This is a genomic window from Rothia sp. HMSC066H02, from assembly GCF_001814995.1.
In the GTDB taxonomy this organism is placed as follows: domain Bacteria; phylum Actinomycetota; class Actinomycetes; order Actinomycetales; family Micrococcaceae; genus Rothia; species Rothia mucilaginosa.
Map to the genome: position 1 here is coordinate 1 of NZ_KV818687.1, position 18,720 is coordinate 18,720.

The following is an 18,720-nucleotide window of genomic DNA, read 5'->3' on the forward strand; positions in this document are numbered from 1 at the left end:
AATCACACACGGGGGTGCGTGACTCAAGCTGACTTTTTTGAAACCATTTGATGATTATCAAATAAATAAATATTTGGTATTAGTTTCAGTTTCCATCACCATAATGGTGATTTTATTGAACAAAGCACACTATTGAGTTCTCAAGCAACACACCGATTCAACACCTCAACTTACTCTTTCGAGAAGTCTTACCGTTGAACGGTCATTCATGTTATTTTCATTGTTACCGCGTTCCCGCGGCAACTCAATCAACTATACCAGCGTTTTGTGTGCCGTGCAAATCCGTTTTCCATGATTCGCACCACAATGTTTCTTTCCTAAACTCTTCCATCATCACCAACCGGCAACCCGAAATTCCTTCAAGCAAGAAACCAAAACACTATACAATTGAAAGTCATTCAACCGCTTCTGACTAGGAGAAACACCGAAGAAGTTCTTCGTTTTTTCCTCCTCGCCGCGGCGACTCATACAACTATACAGATGCCGAAATGGGTCTGCAACCCGAAAATGGGTGAAGTAGAGCACAAATAAGGGGGTTTAGGTTCACCCTGACCCGAACAGAACAGCAAAACCCCTAGTCAACGCAGGATAAGCTCCTCAAAAGTTCTTTGAAAAAAGTTTAAAAACCTTCAAAAGACCCCGAAAAATCTGCAGAAGCTCCCTATAGAGCCCATATAGAAGGGCAGAAGAGCCCCTCAGCATCAAGAAGATAGGAAGAGAAGACGGGAAGAAAAGATGGGAAGAGGGGCTCCGCCCCTCCCCCATCTCTGTATCACCGCATCTCTGTATTTCATACCGCCGTATTTCTGTACCGCTGCACTTCCCCGTTCTGTACCTCCCCTCCCCCCCCTCTGCTGCCTCCCTATATATGAGCACCTACATATGGGGAGAGCGCAGAAGAGCACAGAAAAGGAGGGCACCCCCTCACGGGGGCGCCCTCCTTGTTCAAGCTACAGGGTTCAAACTACAGAGCTACAGGCTGTAGCTCGCAAGCTTCAAAACTCTAGTTCGCGGAAGCGCGACGACGAGAAACATCGTACAGAGTAATGCCCACAGCCATCGCCGCGTTCAAAGACTCCATCGCAGAATCAATCGGAATCGACACAATCTGATCGCAGTTCTCAGTCACCAGGCGGGACAGACCCTTACCCTCAGAACCAACCACCACGCACAGCGGCTCATTCGCAAGCTCCAGAGCCGGCAACTCAATATCGCCACCGCCATCCAGACCAATCACGAAAATACCCTGCTCCTTAGCCTGCTGAATCACGCGAGTCAGATTAGTCGCCATCGCAACAGGAATACGAGCAGCCGCACCAGCACTAGTCTTCCACGCACCAGCAGTCACAGCAGCCGAACGACGCTCAGGAATAATCACGCCATCACCGCTAAACGCGGACACGCTACGAATAATCGCACCCAAGTTACGCGGATCAGTAATACCGTCCAAAGCAACAAACAGCGGCGGAGTCGACAGCTTACCCGAGTGCCAACGCTCCATAGTATCCAGCACCAGGTCAGTCGCGTCCGGGTACTTGTACGGCGGAATCTGCATCGCAACACCCTGATGCACAGAACCATCAGTCAAACGATCCAGCTCGCTACGCGGAATCTCCAGCATCGGAATATTGCGCTTATTCGCAATAGTCATGATCTCGCGAACGCGGTCATCAACCTCAACACGGCTCATGATGTACAAGTGCTTCGAGGGAATCTCAGTACGCAGAGCCTCAAGCACCGCATTACGACCAGTCACCAGCTCATCGCTAGCGCGCTTACCGCCCAGACGAGTCTGGAACTTACGGTTCGTACCGGTAGCAGCACGACGCTCAGCCGCACGCTTCATCTTATGTGCCTTGTGATAAACGCGATCCTCAGCCTTCGGAGTAGGACCCTTACCCTCAAGCGCCTTACGGCCGTGACCACCAGTGCCCTTAGTAGCACCCTTCTTCTTGCTGGTAGCGCCCGGGCGCGAACCTGCCTTAGCCATTCTTCTCTTCCTTCGTCAAAGTAATGAATACGAGTCTACGCGAGAGAAACCCGCGCGACCTAAGCCTTACGCACAAACGCGGGGCACATCACCCTCTAGCCAACGCTCCAGCTCGAACCATTCGCGCCATCCTTCACCTGCACACCAGCAGACGCCAACAGATCACGCATCGCATCAGCCTTCGCCCAATCCTTCTGAGCACGAGCATCAGCACGCTCCGCCAACACAGCCTGAATCAGCGCATCCAGAGCCTCATGCTCAGCACCCGAAGTGCCCTCAGCATTAAAGCTCATCAGCTGCGCCAGGCCCAGAACCTCAGCCATAGCCATCACAGCATTCGCCGCCTCCGAAGCATCCTCACCAGCAGCAAGCGCCGCATTACCCGCACGAGTCTGCTCATGCAGAACCGCCAGGGCACGCGGAATATTCACGTCATCATCCATAGCCTCAGCGAAAGCCTGCGGAACCTCACGGCCCGGCTTCAGCACATCCTGAGTAGCAGCAAGGAACGCCTCAACACGCTCAATAGCGGTTGCCGCCTCCTGCAGAGAGGACGGGCGGTAGTCCAGAACAGAACGATAATGCGCGCTACCCAAGTAGTAGCGAACCACCAGCGGACGAGCCATTTCCAGCATCTGCGCCGGCGAAATCGTATTACCGATAGACTTCGACATCTTCTCACCCTCATAGGTGACCATGCCGTTATGCATCCAGAAGTTCGCGAAATCATCGCCAGCAGCAGTCGACTGCGCCAGCTCATTCTCATGGTGCGGGAAACGCAAATCCAAACCGCCACCGTGAATATCGAAACGCGAACCCAAATACTTACCAGCCATTGCCGAGCACTCCAGGTGCCAGCCCGGACGGCCGCGACCCCACGGAGACTCCCACGAAGCAGTCAGCGGCTCACCCTCCTTATAACCCTTCCACAGGGCAAAATCGCGAGGGTCACGCTTACCGCGCGGATCAGCATCCGCAGAATCCTGCATATCCTCAACGCTCTGATTCGTCAGCGCACCATACTTATCCCACGAACGCACATCAAAATACACGTCACCAGAATCATCCAGTGCAGGATACGCGTGGCCACGATCAATCAGACGCTGAATCAGAGCAAACATCTCCGGAATATGACCGGTCGCACGCGGCTCATACGTCGGCGGATCAATACCCAACGCCGCATACGCCTGAGCAAAAACCTTCTCAAAACGGTACGCGAGCGCCCACCACTGCTCATTCGGGAACTCACCCTCAAAACCGGGCTCCATAGAATCAGCAGACTTCGCCAAAATCTTGTCATCAATATCAGTGACGTTGCGGACCGTCGTCACCTTCAAACCGCGGTAACGCATCCAACGGCTCAACTGGTCAAAAACCAACGCCGAACGGATGTGGCCCAGATGCGGTTCACCCTGCACCGTAGCACCACAATAATAGATACGCGCCTCACCGGGCACGACGGGCTCAAACTCACGAATAGTCGCGGAAGCTGAATCATAAAAACGCATAGTCACACTCTCATTCTACGGGGTCGGCTCAGACGCCGGGGCGCTAAATCAGCGATAGGTTACAGAATGGCTCGAAGCAGCCAAACACCTACGAACGCGGATACACCAGCGCCGTCGCAATAGCAGCCACACCCTCGCCGCGGCCCGTCAAACCCAGACCATCAGTAGTCGTCGCAATCACCGTCACCGGAGCGCCCGCCGCCTCGCTCAGCACACGGTTCGCCTCATCACGGCGCGGAGAGAACTTCGGGCGGTTACCCACCAGCTGAACGCTCACATTACCAATCTCAAAACCAGCAGCACGCACAATCGCCGCAGCCTCAGAAAGAATACGAACACCAGAAGCGCCCTTCATATCCGGGCGGTCCACACCAAAATTAGAGCCCAAATCCCCCGTACCGGAGGCGGCAAAAAGAGCATCCGCGGCAGCATGAGCCACCACATCACCATCAGAATGGCCGCTCAAACCACGCTCACCCGGCCAATGCAGACCAGCAATATACAGAGGAGTGCCCTCCTCACCAAAAGCATGGACATCAACACCGGTACCAACACGAGGAATAACAGTCATCACAGGACCCTTCAATCGATCAAACATCTTCTCAGCAGCAGCGCCCGCCCCACTACAGAGGCAGGTACAAGAGGCATTAGGCGGCAAGGTTAGGCAGCAGAATCACCAAACAGCGCGCGAGCAACCCGCAAATCCATCGGAGTCGTCACCTTAAACGCATCCGCATCACCGGCGACCGTCAACACCGGCTCGCCCGCAGCCTCCATCGCCATCGCATCATCAGTCAACAGCTCAGCCTCCTCAGCAGGCAGGGAACGGCTACGCTCATGCGCCGCCAACAGGGCAGTCACCTCAAAACCCTGAGGAGTCTGCACCGCACGCATCTGCGCACGCGAAGGAGTACCCGTCACCAAACCAGCAGAATCCACAGTCTTCACCGTATCCACCACCGGCAACACAGGAATCACCGCACGCACAACACCCTGCGGGCTCGCAGAACCCAAACCCTCAAGCACGCGGTGATACACCTGCGGCGGAGTAAAAGCACGAGCGCAATCATGAATCAGCACATAATCCACCGGAACCTGCGCATCCTTCAAAGCATCCAACGCCGCAACCACCGAAGCAGTACGCGTATCACCACCGGCAGTAATCAACGCACCGGCACGGCGGGCATCCTCCAAAAGCTCCGGGCAACTCGCCGAACAATCAGCAGGAACAGTCACCACCACATGCTCAGCAACACCCGAAGCGAGCGCACCCTCCAACGCATAATCCAGCAGGGTACGACCATGCACACGCACAGCAGCCTTCGGGATCGGCTCACCCAGGCGAGTACCCGAACCAGCCGCCAAAACAATCACAGCAGTATTCGCCGCAGAAGCAGAACTCATCAGTCTCAAGCCCGCCTACGCCTCGAACTTATAGCCCAAGCCGCGAACCGTCACCACATACTGCGGGGCAGAAGAATCCGGCTCAATCTTCGAACGCAGACGCTTAATGTGCACGTCCAGGGTCTTCGTATCGCCCACATAGTCGGCGCCCCACACGCGCTCAATCAGCTGGCCACGAGTCATCACACGACCCACATTGCGCAGCAGAATCTCCAGGAGCTCAAACTCCTTCAGCGGCATAGAAATCTCTTCACCATTAACCGTCACCACATGGCGGTCAATGTCCATACGCACCGGGCCGCCCTGCAGCACCGACTCAGTAGCAGAATCAGTCTCCGCCGAACGACGACGCAACACCGCGCGGATACGAGCAATCAGCTCACGCGCAGAATACGGCTTCGTCACATAGTCATCAGCACCCAGCTCCAGACCGAGCACCTTATCCAGCTCAGAATCCTTAGCGGTCAGCATGATAATCGGGACCGAAGACACCTCACGCAGTTTACGGCACACCTCCATACCGGACATGCCCGGAAGCATCACATCCAGCAGCACCAAATCCGCGCCCTCGCGGTCAAACACCGGCAGAGCATCCAGACCGTTGTCCACAACAATCGTCTGGAAACCCTCACGACCCAGCAAAAACGCAAGGGGATCCGAGAGGGCCTCTTCGTCCTCAACAATCAGAATTTTAGACATCAATAACTTCCTTCGATTCCATAAAACCTATACCGCTAACACTACACTGCGGCCGGAGGCTCATTCAGCGGCAACGCCAACGTAAACGTCGAACCCTCCTGCGGCATCGACCGAACCGTCACGCTACCACCGTGCTGAGTCATCACATGCTTCACAATGCTCAAGCCCAAACCAGTGCCGCCAGTCTGACGCGAACGAGCCGGATCAACACGGTAAAAACGCTCAAAAATACGCTTCTGCTCGTCCTCCGGAATACCCACGCCCTGATCAGCAACCTCAACCAGCAGCTGATCCGCCACACGGTGCACCCAAATATCCACCTTCGTATGCTCCGGAGAATAACGCACCGCGTTCTCCACCAGGTTCTGCACAGCAATACCGAGCAGCTCGGCGTCACCGTACACCTCGGGCACCTCTTCGATGCGGGTAGAAATCTGAATGTCCTTCTCCTCCGCCACAATATGCGAACGATCCACCGCATCAGCCACCAAAGAAGGCACCGACACCGGACCACCACGCGCAATCACATCGGTCGACTGCAGACGCGAAAGCTCAATAATGTCACGCACCAGCGCAGACAGGCGGCGAGTCTCCTTATGAAGACGCCCCACAAAATACTCAATCGCCTCCGGGTCATCACTCGCCTGTTCAATAGCCTCAGCCAACAGACTCACCGCACCCACCGGAGTCTTCAACTCATGCGACACATTCGCCACAAAATCATTACGCATACGCTGCACACGAGAAATCTCAGTGCGGTCATCCGCGAGCACCAGAATGTACTCGTCCCCCAGCGAAGCAACACGCACATCCAAGACCAGCGCCTCACCCTCGCCGCGGTCAATCTCAAAAGTACGCTCCGCAAAAATACCGCGATGACGCACCGTGCGAATCATATCCGCCAACTCATCAGAGGCCACCGTATGACCACGCACCAAACCCATCGCATACGCACCCGGAGAAGCCTGAACCACGCCGCCCACCTCATCAATCACCAGGTATGCGCGACCAATCACAGCAAGCACCTGAGCGGCACCATCACGCAGCGCCGGCGCCGACACCAAGCTACGCTCCTGCTCCCGCTCACTACGCGCCACCGCGTTCATGCTCAGGACGCCCACCAACAGACCTATCATGCCCGCAATAAAGGCGATCAGACCGGCATCCATGTACTTCCCTTCCATTCGGGTACCCCATAAGTATAAATGTGGCAGATACCCAGCACTTGAGCGAACGCCCGTCTTCTCAGGCAGGCTCCCCGTACAGAAACCCTGCAGAGAACGCAATGAGCCGCCCACCTCAACGGTGGACGGCTCATCACAATGACAGGGGTGAAACCCTGCCGGAGGTATTACTTACCCTGGTTTGCTACGGCAGCAATAGCGTCCTTAGCAGCCTCGGGGTCCAGGTACTCGCCAGCCTTGACGGGCTGGAAGTTCTCATCCAGTTCGTAGTACAGCGGAATACCGGTGGGGATGTTCAGGCCAGCAATGTCCTCATCGGAAATACCCTCGAGGTGCTTGACCAGCGAACGCAGGGAGTTACCGTGTGCAGCAACCAGAACGGTCTTGCCTGCTGCGAGGTCGGGCTTGATGTCCGACTCCCAGTAGGGAAGCATACGGCCCAGAACGTCCTTCAGGCACTCGGTGCGAGGAGCGTTCTCGACATCCGCGTAGCGGGGGTCGTGTGCCTGCGAGTAGGGGTCGTTGTCATCCAGCGGGGGCGGCGGAACGTCGTAGGAACGACGCCAAGTCATGAACTTCTCGTCGCCGTATTCCTCGCGGATCTCGGACTTGTTCTTACCCTGCAGAGCACCGTAGTGACGCTCGTTCAGGCGCCAGGTGCGCTTGACGGGAATCCACAGACGGTCTGCTGCATCCAGTGCAAGGTTTGCGGTGTTGATTGCGCGACGCTGCAGGGAGGTGTGAACAACATCGGGGAGGATGTTGCGCTCTGCCAGCAGCTCGCCGCCGCGCTTAGCCTCAGCGCGGCCCTTATCGGTCAGGTTAACGTCCACCCAGCCGGTGAACAGGTTCTTCTCGTTCCACTCGGACTGGCCGTGGCGCAGGAGTACTAGTTTGTAAGTCATACCTCTATTTTTTCATTTACCCGCCGGTTTGTCATGCCTTAGAGCCTAGAAAATATGCATTCTCCCAAAAATTTATAAGGGTCTTTTCTACCAGAACGAAAGGCTCAAAAACCCCGCCAGAAAAGGGAAAAGCCCCGCACACCATCCGACCGGAACAAACCCGTCAGACAGCGCACGAGGCTTCACCATCTATCGCACAAAGCGAGCGCACAAGCTAACGCTAGAAACGGCGGCGACCCACCGAAGGCCACACACCAGCCAAGAACACACAGCTAATCACAGCAGCAACCAGCTGAAGAATCAGCACAGTATTACCGCCGCCAGTCACCGCAGCAAAAACGCTAAACAGCGACACCGCAGCAGAACCACCGGTCAAAGCCAGCCACGTGTTCTTCGGGCGCTTACCGGCAAAATCGTACGCGTTCGCCGGTGACATCCACGCACGCACAAAAGCCAGCACACCAACCGCGGCACCAGCGATAGCCAGCAGCGTATCAACAAAAGTGGTCACATACCAGACCAGCAGAATAGGAGACATAGTATTCCTTAGAATCAGCAGCTTCTCTAGACAACCCTAGCAAAGCGCTTAGCGGACAACCTTGAAGGCCTCAACCAAGTCATTGTAAAGGTCATCCACGTTCTCAATACCCACCGACAGGCGCAGCAGAGACTCCGGAATCGAATCCGGCTCGTTACCGTGGCGACGACGACGCTCCACCAGAGACTCCACGCCGCCCAGAGAGGTCGCCGGGGTCCACAGCTTCAACGCCTCCACGACGTTACGGGCACCCGATGCGTCGGTATCCAGGGTGACGCACAGAATCGCACCGAAACCATCCATCTGCTTCTTCGCAACCTCATGACCGCGATCGCTCTCCAGACCCGGGTAACGCACCTCAGTCACGAAGGGGTGCTCGCTCAGACGCTCTGCGAGAACCTGCGCGTTCTGCACCGCACGTTCCACGCGCAGTGCCAGGGTGCGCAGACCGCGCAAACCAAGCCACGCCTCCACCGGACCGGGGATTGCGCCGTTGGTGATGCGGTGGTGCAGCATCGCCTTGTACAGCTCCTCATTCGAGGTCAAGATCATACCCAGCAGAACATCAGAGTGGCCCGCCAGGAACTTCGTTGCAGAGTGAACCACCACGTCAGCGCCCAAATCCAGGGGACGCTGCAGAATCGGGGTCGCGAAGGTGTTATCCACCGCGGTCACAATGCCCAGACGGCGAGCAGCAGAAAGCAGGGCAGGCAGGTCAGCAACCTCAAGCATCGGGTTCGTAGGGCTTTCCAGCCACGCCAGGACCTTCGGTGCCGAGTAGTTGACGTTCTCGGGGGTCACGCCGGCGCGGGATGCGGCATCCTCCATAGCGGCGATAACGCTCTCGGTGTCTTCAATGTCCACGCGAACAAGCTCAATGATGCCGCGGCGTTCCAAATCCTTGCACAGGGTCACCGACGCCATGTATGCGTGCTTCGGAATCAGAACAATGGAGCCAACCGGCACCAGGTCGATCACAGCAGCGACAGCAGCCATACCGGAGGGGAACAGCAGACCGGGCTGGGTAGCGTTCTCCAGCTTCGCCACAACCTCTTCCATGCCCTCCCAAGTGGGGTTCGAGAAGCGGGCGTACACGCGGTCCTGCTCAATATTGACGGCGTCCACACCGCGGTAAGTGGAAGAAAGAACAATCGGAGGGTTCACCGGCGCGTCATGCTCGTGTGCCGGGCGGCCGCCAGAGACGACGAAGGTCTCTGCGGAGTAATTCATGTCGTGGTTATCTGCACTCATGTCTTTAAGCCTGGCACACCCGCGCCCAGAACGCACGCCCGCACGGGTGACGGTACGCAGGATTTACATGTTTTTTACCTTGATACGCGCCCAATCCCACGCGGAGGTATCACCAAAACCGCACCGGTGCAGCTAAGAGACCCGGTACCCTTAAAGGTGATGGATACTCTCAGCTACACCCCCGATGCACAGAATCTTCCCGCCGACCCGAACGGTCGCCGCGGGCTTTTTATCGTGGTCGAAGGAGGCGACGGTGCCGGCAAAACCACCCAGCTCACCCTGCTGAATGAAGCGCTCAGCGCCCGCGGATACCGTGTCATCACCACTCGCGAACCCGGCGGCACCGAGATTGGCGAGAAGCTGCGAGCCCTCGTCCTGGAAGCAGGTCAGGGCACCATTGACGACCGCACCGAGGCGCTGATCTTTGCGGCGTCCCGCGCGGCTCACGCCTCCCAGCTGATTCGCCCCGCGCTCGCTGAGGGCGCCATCGTGCTGAGCGACCGCTATATTGATTCTTCCGCCGCGTACCAGGGTGTTGGCCGTGACCTGGGTATTGAAGCCATCGTCGATTTGAGCCGCTGGGCTACCGCCGACCTGGTTCCCGACGCGACCCTATTGCTGAGCGTGCCGCTGAGCGCCGAGCAGGAACGCATGGACCAGCGCGGCACCGTCGACCGTATTGAGGCTGAAGGCGCCGCGTTCAAGGCACGTATCCACGGTGCGTTCGAGCAAATCGCCCGTGAGGACGCTAACGGTTCGCACCGCATCATCGACGGCGTGGGCACGATTGAGCAGGTGCACGCGCGCGTGCTCGAGGTGGTTGAGCCTCTGCTTGCCCTCCGCGAGCTGGTCCGCACCGGTAAGGAGGACTCATGAGCCTCTGGGATACCCTGCTGATTCCCGCCGATAAGCTCCAGCAACTACGCACGGACGCCGCCGCCAACCGCCCCACACACGCTTGGCTTTTCACGGGCGCGACCGGTGCGCCTCACCGTGAGGCTGCAAAAATTTTCGCTGCCGCGCTACTATGCGAGCAGCCCGACCCGCAGAACCGCGGATGCGGCCAGTGCAAGGGCTGCGTGACCGTCATGAACGGTTCGCACGCAGATTTTACGCACTTTAGTACCGAGGCGACGCACATCAGCATTGATGAGGCGCGCGAGCTGGTCATGAAGGCTCAGGACCGCCCGACCGTGGGTCGCTGGCGCGTGATTCTGGTTGAGGACACCGAGCGCATGCCGGAGCGTACCTCCAATGTGCTGCTGAAGGCGATTGAGGAGCCGCCGCCGCATACGATTTGGTTGTTGACGGCGCCCTCCCCCACCGATGTGCTGGTGACGATTCGTTCGCGGTGCCGTCCGGTGCAGTTGCCGGTTCCTACCGATGCGCAGGTGCACGAGTATTTGTTGGCGCACGGTGTGGTGGATCCTTTGGCGCAGCGTGCGGCGCGTCTGGCTCTGGGTGATGCGCAGGAGGGGTACCGTTTGGCAACCGATGAGCAGGCGATGGCTCGTCGGGAGTTGATTACCTCCCTGATTCTGAATGTTCGTTCTATTTCTTCGGCTTTCAACGCAGCAGAGAAGCTCACCGACCTTGCCGACCAGGACGCACAAGCCGTCTCCGCTCTCAAGGATGAGCAGGAACGCCAGGAGCTTCTGGCTCTGCTGGGTATTCGCGAAGGCGAGCGCGTTTCGCCATCTTTGCGTGCACAGGTTCGCCGCCTGGAGGAGCAGCAGAAGCGCCGCGCTAAGCGCGTTTCCTCCGATACGCTGTTGCGTTCCGTGGCGCAGGTTCAGACGGTTCTGCGTGATGCATTGACGGTGGCTCTGTCGGCGCAGGCTCCGCTGGTCAATGAGCATTTGCGTGAGCCTCTGGAGGCGTTCTGCACCCGCCGTTCCGCCCAGCAGCTGCTGGAGGATGTGCAGGCGGTCGAGCTGACTCTGCGTCGCCTGAAGACGAACGCGAATGCGCGTCTGGCACTTGAGGCGTTGATGAGCCGCTTCGTGTACTAGAAGCTTCTTGGTAGCTCATACAGCACAAGGGGAAGCGCCGAAGAGATAATCTTCGGTGCCTCCCCTTTTTCTATTGGCTCTCAGCGCCTCTAGAGTTTAGTTGCGGAAACCGTGAACCGGCGACGGAATACGACCGCAGCGGGCAATGAACGCCTCCGCGCTGGGGGTGTGGGTGGGCATGACGGGTGCTCGACCGAGCAGGCCACCAAATTCGACCATGTCGCCTACGCCCAGGCCGACCGCCGGGATGACGCGGACCGCGGTGGTCTTGTGGTTCATCACGCCGATTGCTGCTTCGTCGGCAATCATTGCGGCGAGGGTGGCGGCGGGGGTGTCACCGGGAACCGCGACCATGTCCAGGCCCACCGAGCAGATGGCGGTCATCGCCTCAAGCTTGTCCAGGGTGATGTGTCCGGCGGCTGCGGATTCAATCATGCCGATATCCTCAGAGATCGGGATGAAGGACCCGGAGAGGCCACCGACGTTCGAGCACGCCATGAGGCCGCCCTTCTTCACCGCATCGTTGAGCAGCGCAAGTGCCGCAACGGTGCCGTGGGTACCGACGGTTTCCAGACCCATCTCTTCGAGGATGTGCGCGACCGAGTCGCCAATCTCTGCGGTGGGTGCCAGGGAGAGGTCAATAATGTTGAAGGGTACGCCCAGACGCTCAGAGGCGAGGGTGCCGACCAGCTGACCGACGCGGGTAATCTTGAAGGCTGCCTTCTTGATTTCTTCAGCGCAGGTGTCAAAGGATTCGCCGCGGGCCCTCTGCAAGGCGCGGTGTACCACGCCGGGGCCAGAGACACCTACGGAGATAGTGGTGTCTGCCTCCTGCACGCCGTGGAATGCGCCCGCCATGAAGGGGTTGTCGCTGACGGCGTTCGCGAAGACGACGAGCTTGGCGCAGCCGAAGCCGTGTGCGTCCGCGGTCAGGTCTGCGGTGGCGCGGATGGTTTCACCCATGAGCTTGACGGCACTCATGTTAATGCCGGCGCGGGAAGATCCAATGTCTACGGAGGAGCAGACCACGTCGGTTTCTGCGAGCGCTCGCGGGATGGAGCGAATCAGCTTTTCGTCGGCGGGGGTCATGCCCTTGTCAACGAGGGCGCTGAAGCCGCCGACGAAGTTCACGCCGACTGCCTTAGCTGCCGCGTCGAGGGTGCGGGCGAACTCTACATAGTCCTCATCGTTGGAGGCGCCTGCCACCAGCGCGATAGGGGTGACGGCGATGCGCTTGTTGACGATCGGGATGCCAAGCTCAGCTTCGATACCTTCGCAGACGCTGACGAGGTTTGCGGCGCGGCTGGTGATCTTGTCGTAGATTTTGCGGCGGGCTACCTCGCCGTCGGAGTCGGCGCAGTCGAGCAGGGAGATGCCCATGGTGACGGTGCGAATGTCGAGCTTCTGCTCCTCGATCATTCGGATGGTTTCAAGAATATTGTCATTCATCATGGTGGCCGCTTAGATGGTGTGCATTGCCTTGAAGATGGATTCTGCCTGGATGCGAATCTGGACCTTCTGTTCGTGCTCAACACCAACCATGGCTTCCTGCAGGTCGATGAGGTTCTGCTGCTCTTCGTCGAAGGAGCAGTGCATGATCATGGTGAAGTATTCGCCCATGATGGTCTGGGAGACGTCAAGGACGTTGACCTTGCGCTCGGCGAGGGTTGCGGTCACGGCGGCGATGATGCCTTCGTGGTCGATGCCTGTGACGGTGAGGATGATCTTCACGGTGTTCTCCTAGTGGCTTGGGGCTGCGTACCCAATGAAGAGGTGCATAAAGGCACAGGTACACGCATATTTATAAGAGCAATTATAGGTTACCCAGAACACACTGTGCAGGGTAGACACAAAAATATCCCCTGCATCCCAAAATCGGGGCATAAAGAATCCACGCCTCCCCCGACCTGAATAGATACAGGGAAGAACGTGGATTCTTTATTATGTGCCAGTCTTGAAGTATCTTTCGACACTCCTTATAACTGGCTAGTTATAACTGTCTAGAAGTTTTAGTTATCGAGGATTATTTCCTAAACATAAGAAGCGATGTACAGCTCGCCATTACCGCTCAGGGTTGCCGCCGAGGGCTCACCCACGTGCAACACCGACTCGGTGGCGCCCAAAACGAACTCTTCGGTGCCGTTGCCGTCTGCTGCGTGAATAGTGATTTTGCCGGATACGCTCAGCGCGGCGCTAATGCCCTCGAAGGTGTATTCCTGCGGCTTGCCCTCTTCAACACGGATGCGGGTCACGCTCATGCGCTCGTCCCACATGGCGTAGGAGCCGACGGGTGCGTTCTCGGGGGTGGGACGCTGAATGACGGGTGCGTCCTGGCTTTCGCCAAGAACCTTGATGAGCTCCTCAGCGTCGATGTGCTTTGCGGTCAGGCCCGCGCGCATCACGTTATCGGAGGGGTTCATCAGCTCAATAGCAGTACCGGAGACGTAGGCGTGTACCTGACCATCGGGGGTAAAAGCGGATTCGCCCGGTGCCAGGTGAACCAGGTTCATGACGAAGGCAACGAGCAGACCGCGGTCGCCGGGGTACTTGCCGGCGACGATCTGCACGAGCTCAGCTGCGTCAGCGATGAGTGCGTTGTCGGAGCCGGTCAGCTGTGCTGCCGCCTCAACAAGCTGCTCAACAGCCGCGATGGCGGTCTCTTCGGGCATGCGAATAATTTCGGTCAGCAGCTGCTTGGGGGTAAGCTCCACACGCTCTGCCAGCCAGTCCGCCTTGAACCCCTCGGCAAGCTCTGCCAGCTGCTCGGAGGTGCGCACACCGGTGAGCACGCGCATCTGGGTCAAGGCAATGACGGTTTCAGGCTTGGAGTAGCGGTCCTTGTAGTTGCGGTGCGGCGCGTCAATCGCGATGCCGCGTGCCTGCTCATCCTCGAAGCCGGCAATAGCCTGCTCGGGGGTGGGGTGCACCTGAATCGACAGGGGTGCATCAATCGCAAGGATCTTAAAGAGGAAGGGGAACCAGTCGGAGGTACGGTCCGGACGCAAGAAACGGGAGGGCTCAGCCTGAATCAGCTCGTTGAGCGGGGAGTCGGTGCCGTCAACGGTCGCGCGGGAGGGCGCAGCCGGATGCGCGCCAACCCACACCTCAGCCTCGGGCTGTTCGGTGGGGACGGGCACGCCACGCATGCGTCCGAGAATTTCGTGGGAACCCCACGCATAATTCTGAATCTGGTTTTTTAGGGGAAAAATCTCACCCATGGGGGAAAATACCTCTCGACGTGAGTTGTTTGAAGCAAGTGACGTGATAAAAAACCCATACATTCAGCGGAATTTATAAGGTTTTACCTGCCCATTATAGAGGCTAGTTGCACTTCTTTACCGCTAAAATAAAAGGCGTGACTACTATTAATCTACATGACTCATTCAAAGCGTACGACGTGCGTGGCATCGTCGGCGAAACCATTACCGCAGAGACTGTTCGCGCTACCGGCGCGGCTTTCGTAGACGTTCTCGGCTTGGAGGGCCAGACCATTCTGGTCGGTGGCGACATGCGCCCCTCCTCCCCCGAATTCATGGATGCATTCGCCCAGGGTGCAACCGCTCGCGGTGCAAATGTTGAGAAGATCGGCCTGATCTCCACTGACGTTCTGTACTTCGCATGTGGCGTTGAGAACGCTGCCGGTGTTACCTTCACCGCTAGCCACAACCCCGCAGAGTACAACGGCATGAAGATGGCTAAGGCTGGCGCTGTTCCGCTGTCTTCCGAGTCCGGTCTGTTCGATATTCGCGATCTGGCTCAGAAGTACCTGGATTCGGGCGAGATTCCTTCGGTTGAGAAGGTCGGCACCGTTTCTGAGAAGGACATTCTCAAGCCTTACGCAGAGTACCTGCGCAAGCTGGTTGATCTGTCTTCCATCCGCCCCTTGAAGGTTGTTGTTGACGCTGGTAACGGCATGGGTGGTATGACCACTCCCGCTGTTCTGGGCGACACCATCCTGCCGGGCCTGCCCCTGGAAATCGTTCCCCTGTACTTCGAGCTGGACGGCACCTTCCCGAACCACCCGGCTAACCCGCTGGAGCCGGCTAACCTGGTTGACCTGCAGAAGGCTGTTGTTGAGCACGGTGCTGACATTGGTCTGGCATTCGACGGCGACGCTGACCGTTGCTTCGTCATCGACGAGAAGGGTGAGCCCGTCACTCCTTCCGCTGTGACCGCTCTGGTTGCTGAGCGCGAGATTGCTCGTGCGAAGGCTGAGGGCAACGAAGAGCCCGTTATCATTTACAACCTGATTACTTCGAAGGCTGTTCCTGAGCTGGTTGAGAAGCTGGGCGGCCGCGCAGTGAAGACCCGCGTGGGCCACTCCTTCATCAAGGCTGTTATGGCTGAGGAGAACGGCGTTTTCGGTGGCGAGCACTCCGCTCACTACTACTTCAAGGACTTCTTCAACGCAGACACCGGCATGCTCGCTGCAATGCACGTGCTGGCTGCTCTGGGTGGCGGCGACAAGCCCCTCTCCGAGATCAGCGCGAAGTACTCCCCCTACGTTGCTTCCGGTGAGATCAACTCCGAGCTGGAAGACAAGGCTGCCGCTGTGGACCGCGTGCGTGCACACTACGCTAACGCTCCCGTGGTTGTTGAGGACTCCGACGGCACCACCTTCACCAACACCGAAGAGGGTTGGTGGGTTAACCTGCGTCCTTCGAACACCGAGCCTTTCCTGCGCCTGAACCTTGAGGCACCGGATGTTGCGACTATGGAGCGCGTCCGCGACGAGGTTCTGGCTCTGGTTCGCCAGGGCTAAGCACTAGACTAGCTGCTAAAGATCCCGCCCCACAGATTCATCTGCGGGGCGGGATCTTTTATTTTGGGTTCTAAAAACCCGGCTAGGTTCTCCTATCTTGAGGAAGAACCTAGCCGGGTTTAAGAAACCTAGCGGACGAGCCGGCTTACGGGGTTTTTACGCTTCGCGAGCCTGGTCGTGGAGCATCCACTGGTCGGGGCCGAAGATCTCGTAGTTGATGTTCTTGCCGGGAACGCCTGCCTCAACCAGTGCGGAGCGTACGCCCTGCATGAAGGGCAGCGGGCCGCAGAGGTAGACGTTAGCGTTGGCGGGAACGTCCAGCTTGGAGACGTCGACGCGGCCGGTGAAGTCGCCACCCTCGCCCTCAATGAAGGATACGAGGCGTGCGTTGGGCAGCTTGCCGACGAGCTCGGCGAGCTCTTCGCGCAGGGGCCAGGTGTCCAGGCGGCGGTCTGCGTGGACCACGGTCACGGGGCGCTCGGAGCCCTTCTCAACCAGCTCGGAGAGGAAGCTGAGCATGGGGGTAGTGCCGATACCTGCGGAGAAGAGGTACAGCGGTGCCTCGGGGTCGCCGAAGCCTTCCAGGGTCAGGTCGCCGTAGGGGTTGGAAAGCTCGACGACTGCGCCAACTTCCAGCTCGTGCAGGATGGAGGTCATCTCGCCGTTGGGGTCGAGCTTCACACCGATGCGGCGCTGGTTCTTCTCGCTGGGCAGCAGGGTGTACTGGCGTGCCTGGCGCAGGCCGTCGCGTGCGGGAACGACGATGGAAATGTACTGGCCGCCCTTAGACTCGGTCATGGGGGTCTCATCGGCGGGCTCGAAGGTCAGCACGACGACGTTCTCGCCGGTCTCCTTGCGGTCAACGAGCTTGAAGGGTGCGAACATGACGTCGTTTGCCTGGGAAGCGTACAGGCCCTTCTCCAGCTTGATGAGGGCGTTGCCCATGAGCCAGTAGACCTCGGTCCATGCCTCAACGATTTCGGGGGTAGCCAGGTCGCCCAGGTTAGCGGCGATCGCCTCGAAGAGGTACTTGTAGACGGTGGGGTACTCTTCTTCCTTCAGGCCCAGGGATGCGTGCTTGTGTGCAACGCGGGAGAGGACCTCGTCGGGGTAGGAGTCCGGGTTCTGGACGATGTAGGAAGCGAACACAGCGATGGAGCCTGCCAGTGCCTTGGGCTGGGTGCCTTCGAGCTGGGAGGAGCGGGAGAACATGCCGTCCATCAGGTCGGGGCGGGCGGCGAACATTCGACGGTAGAAGTCGGGGGTGATGTCGTTGATGCGCTCAGCAATGATGGGCAGCGTTGCCTCAATAATGGGGCGGGACTTCTCGGAGAGCATGTCTTGCCTTCTTCCTGTGTGGTCACCTGGTCGTTGTGATGATGCCCTTGATATGTGTGATGCTGGGGCATTCACTCGGACAGCTCAGTTGGTGACGAAGTGTTTATAAAGCACCCTTACCGTAGCATTTTGCGGGGTGTTTGCGCTGAGTGCAGGTCACTCCCTGAGGGGTGTTGAGGGGTCTAGGCGAGACTTATGGTTCAGCTTGACTCAAAGAGAGAGCCCCGCGTCACACTATATATTTTCAGCACTGATTTTGAGTTCGCCGGGTGACTAGCCCCGAAGTCTGCATAAAAATTCTGGAATGAAAATATATTTACTATGGAAAGTATGCAGTGTGGTGCAAAAATGAATATGGTCACATTTTCTGCATTTGAAAAGCAAATTTGCAATATTCTGCATTTACTGCACAAATTTAGGACTCACGCAGGTTCCAGCAGTCACGCAAGCAGCGACAAAATACTCCCCACTCCCCTCGAAAACCCTGCAAGAAACCCCTACAAGAAAGCCGAGAGACCCCCGCGTGAACCGCCCAGCAGCCCCCGCATCAACCGCAAAAACACCCTAAACTTCATGTTAAAAACTCTATGGAGCCTCCCACCGGAAAGCTCCACAGGTATCACGTATTTCTTTCAGCCTGCCAGTCTAGCGCGCAGGCAGCGCATTCTCCGGAGGCGCAAAGCCCAGCTCAACAAATACCGGACCAACGGGACGTGCACCAGCGGTCAGCTCGCTAATGACGACCGAATCAACCGATGCATAGAACGCCTCACGAGCCTTCGCCAGCACATTGCGCAGGCGGCAGAACTTATCGAGGGGGCAGTGGCCGTTCTCATCCTCACACTCAATCATGGGGATATCGCCCTCAGTAGCGCGAAGAACAGTGCCGACGGTCGCAGAACGACCAGCGTCGGAAAGCATGACGCCACCGGCGCGACCGCGAGTCGAATCCAGGTAACCCATGTTCACAAGGAAAGCCACAGCCTTCGCCACGTGGTTGTAGGGGGTATCCACTCCCTCAGAGATCTTCTGAGTGGAAAGCTTCTGACCGGGCTCCAGAGCAGACAGGAGCATCAGAACGCGGAGCGAGACATCCGAGAATGCTGTCAAACGCATGGATACTCCTTCT

General features: G+C 57.9%; 17 protein-coding genes. 3 read left to right on the forward strand and 14 right to left on the reverse strand.

Features of this window, described 5'->3' with window-relative positions:
- Positions 1–1,003: 1,003 nt before the first annotated feature.
- The 9 genes from rlmB to HMPREF2999_RS07140 form a co-directional block, all read right to left on the reverse strand.
- The gene (rlmB, locus tag HMPREF2999_RS07100) at positions 1,004–1,990 is read right to left on the reverse strand and encodes a 23S rRNA (guanosine(2251)-2'-O)-methyltransferase RlmB (protein ID WP_070675709.1); all 987 of its coding nucleotides are present in this window, start codon (positions 1,988–1,990) and stop codon (positions 1,004–1,006) included.
- Between the two features lie 95 nt (positions 1,991–2,085).
- The gene (gene cysS, locus HMPREF2999_RS07105) at positions 2,086–3,504 is read right to left on the reverse strand and encodes a cysteine--tRNA ligase (RefSeq protein ID WP_070675707.1); all 1,419 of its coding nucleotides are present in this window, start codon (positions 3,502–3,504) and stop codon (positions 2,086–2,088) included.
- Positions 3,505–3,586: 82 nt separating this feature from the next.
- Positions 3,587–4,069 (reverse strand): 2-C-methyl-D-erythritol 2,4-cyclodiphosphate synthase, encoded by a 483-nt coding sequence (gene ispF, locus HMPREF2999_RS07110; protein WP_005509302.1) that lies wholly within the window; start codon positions 4,067–4,069, stop codon positions 3,587–3,589.
- An 89-nt stretch (positions 4,070–4,158) separates the two neighbouring features.
- Positions 4,159–4,902: a 2-C-methyl-D-erythritol 4-phosphate cytidylyltransferase gene (gene ispD / locus HMPREF2999_RS07115; protein ID WP_070675705.1), complete on the reverse strand. Its 744-nt coding sequence runs from the start codon at positions 4,900–4,902 to the stop codon at positions 4,159–4,161.
- Between the two features lie 15 nt (positions 4,903–4,917).
- Positions 4,918–5,601, reverse strand: coding sequence for a response regulator transcription factor (locus HMPREF2999_RS07120; protein ID WP_005507150.1), 684 nt, complete (start codon positions 5,599–5,601; stop codon positions 4,918–4,920).
- Positions 5,602–5,642: 41 nt separating this feature from the next.
- Positions 5,643–6,785, reverse strand: coding sequence for a sensor histidine kinase (locus HMPREF2999_RS07125; RefSeq protein ID WP_012904157.1), 1,143 nt, complete (start codon positions 6,783–6,785; stop codon positions 5,643–5,645).
- Positions 6,786–6,952: 167 nt separating this feature from the next.
- Complete coding sequence (locus HMPREF2999_RS07130; RefSeq protein WP_070605018.1) at positions 6,953–7,690, reverse strand: phosphoglyceromutase; 738 nt, start codon at positions 7,688–7,690, stop codon at positions 6,953–6,955.
- 220 nt (positions 7,691–7,910) lie between these two features.
- Positions 7,911–8,228, reverse strand: a complete 318-nt coding sequence (locus HMPREF2999_RS07135; RefSeq protein WP_005507153.1) for a DUF2516 family protein — start codon at positions 8,226–8,228, stop codon at positions 7,911–7,913.
- A gap of 48 nt (positions 8,229–8,276) precedes the next feature.
- The gene (locus HMPREF2999_RS07140) at positions 8,277–9,479 is read right to left on the reverse strand and encodes a trans-sulfuration enzyme family protein (RefSeq protein ID WP_070675704.1); all 1,203 of its coding nucleotides are present in this window, start codon (positions 9,477–9,479) and stop codon (positions 8,277–8,279) included.
- Between the two features lie 159 nt (positions 9,480–9,638).
- Here HMPREF2999_RS07140 and tmk point away from each other — a divergent pair, with 159 nt between their 5' ends.
- Together tmk and HMPREF2999_RS07150 are read left to right on the forward strand one after the other, a co-directional pair.
- Complete coding sequence (tmk, locus tag HMPREF2999_RS07145) at positions 9,639–10,355, forward strand: dTMP kinase (RefSeq protein WP_083315074.1); 717 nt, start codon at positions 9,639–9,641, stop codon at positions 10,353–10,355.
- Positions 10,352–11,491 (forward strand): DNA polymerase III subunit delta', encoded by a 1,140-nt coding sequence (locus HMPREF2999_RS07150; RefSeq protein WP_070675702.1) that lies wholly within the window; start codon positions 10,352–10,354, stop codon positions 11,489–11,491. The genes tmk and HMPREF2999_RS07150 overlap by 4 nt, the downstream gene beginning before the upstream one ends.
- Before the next feature lie 96 nt (positions 11,492–11,587).
- Here HMPREF2999_RS07150 and HMPREF2999_RS07155 read toward each other — a convergent pair whose 3' ends face one another.
- The 3 genes from HMPREF2999_RS07155 to manA all read right to left on the reverse strand — a co-directional run bounded on the left by HMPREF2999_RS07155 (position 11,588) and on the right by manA (position 14,709).
- Positions 11,588–12,943 carry a PFL family protein gene (locus HMPREF2999_RS07155; RefSeq protein ID WP_070675700.1) on the reverse strand — a complete coding sequence of 452 codons (1,356 nt, stop codon included), beginning with the start codon at positions 12,941–12,943 and terminating at the stop codon, positions 11,588–11,590.
- 9 nt (positions 12,944–12,952) lie between these two features.
- A complete protein-coding gene (locus tag HMPREF2999_RS07160; protein WP_012904166.1) occupies positions 12,953–13,222 on the reverse strand; it encodes an ACT domain-containing protein in 270 nt (89 codons plus the stop codon).
- A 299-nt stretch (positions 13,223–13,521) separates the two neighbouring features.
- Complete coding sequence (manA, locus tag HMPREF2999_RS07165) at positions 13,522–14,709, reverse strand: mannose-6-phosphate isomerase, class I (protein WP_070675699.1); 1,188 nt, start codon at positions 14,707–14,709, stop codon at positions 13,522–13,524.
- Between the two features lie 137 nt (positions 14,710–14,846).
- Here manA and HMPREF2999_RS07170 point away from each other — a divergent pair, with 137 nt between their 5' ends.
- Positions 14,847–16,253, forward strand: coding sequence for a phosphomannomutase/phosphoglucomutase (locus HMPREF2999_RS07170; protein WP_005507160.1), 1,407 nt, complete (start codon positions 14,847–14,849; stop codon positions 16,251–16,253).
- A 156-nt stretch (positions 16,254–16,409) separates the two neighbouring features.
- Here HMPREF2999_RS07170 and HMPREF2999_RS07175 read toward each other — a convergent pair whose 3' ends face one another.
- Positions 16,410–17,591 carry an FAD-binding oxidoreductase gene (locus HMPREF2999_RS07175; RefSeq protein ID WP_070675697.1) on the reverse strand — a complete coding sequence of 394 codons (1,182 nt, stop codon included), beginning with the start codon at positions 17,589–17,591 and terminating at the stop codon, positions 16,410–16,412.
- Positions 17,592–18,236: 645 nt separating this feature from the next.
- The gene (locus tag HMPREF2999_RS07180) at positions 18,237–18,707 is read right to left on the reverse strand and encodes an RrF2 family transcriptional regulator (RefSeq protein WP_005507162.1); all 471 of its coding nucleotides are present in this window, start codon (positions 18,705–18,707) and stop codon (positions 18,237–18,239) included.
- Positions 18,708–18,720: the final 13 nt, after the last annotated feature.

What these genes read in the sequence shown, in the direction of transcription:
- rlmB (WP_070675709.1), bottom strand. Translation starts at nt 1,990, where the DNA reads ATGGCTAAGGCAGGTTCGCGCCCGGGCGCTACCAGCAAGAAGAAGGGT.
- ispF (WP_005509302.1), bottom strand. Translation starts at nt 4,069, where the DNA reads ATGACTGTTATTCCTCGTGTTGGTACCGGTGTTGATGTCCATGCTTTT.
- ispD (WP_070675705.1), bottom strand. Translation starts at nt 4,902, where the DNA reads ATGAGTTCTGCTTCTGCGGCGAATACTGCTGTGATTGTTTTGGCGGCT.
- HMPREF2999_RS07120 (WP_005507150.1), bottom strand. Translation starts at nt 5,601, where the DNA reads ATGTCTAAAATTCTGATTGTTGAGGACGAAGAGGCCCTCTCGGATCCC.
- HMPREF2999_RS07125 (WP_012904157.1), bottom strand. Translation starts at nt 6,785, where the DNA reads ATGGAAGGGAAGTACATGGATGCCGGTCTGATCGCCTTTATTGCGGGC.
- HMPREF2999_RS07130 (WP_070605018.1), bottom strand. Translation starts at nt 7,690, where the DNA reads ATGACTTACAAACTAGTACTCCTGCGCCACGGCCAGTCCGAGTGGAAC.
- HMPREF2999_RS07135 (WP_005507153.1), bottom strand. Translation starts at nt 8,228, where the DNA reads ATGTCTCCTATTCTGCTGGTCTGGTATGTGACCACTTTTGTTGATACG.
- HMPREF2999_RS07140 (WP_070675704.1), bottom strand. Translation starts at nt 9,479, where the DNA reads ATGAGTGCAGATAACCACGACATGAATTACTCCGCAGAGACCTTCGTC.
- tmk (WP_083315074.1), top strand. Translation starts at nt 9,639, where the DNA reads ATGGATACTCTCAGCTACACCCCCGATGCACAGAATCTTCCCGCCGAC.
- HMPREF2999_RS07150 (WP_070675702.1), top strand. Translation starts at nt 10,352, where the DNA reads ATGAGCCTCTGGGATACCCTGCTGATTCCCGCCGATAAGCTCCAGCAA.
- HMPREF2999_RS07155 (WP_070675700.1), bottom strand. Translation starts at nt 12,943, where the DNA reads ATGATGAATGACAATATTCTTGAAACCATCCGAATGATCGAGGAGCAG.
- manA (WP_070675699.1), bottom strand. Translation starts at nt 14,709, where the DNA reads ATGGGTGAGATTTTTCCCCTAAAAAACCAGATTCAGAATTATGCGTGG.
- HMPREF2999_RS07175 (WP_070675697.1), bottom strand. Translation starts at nt 17,591, where the DNA reads ATGCTCTCCGAGAAGTCCCGCCCCATTATTGAGGCAACGCTGCCCATC.
- HMPREF2999_RS07180 (WP_005507162.1), bottom strand. Translation starts at nt 18,707, where the DNA reads ATGCGTTTGACAGCATTCTCGGATGTCTCGCTCCGCGTTCTGATGCTC.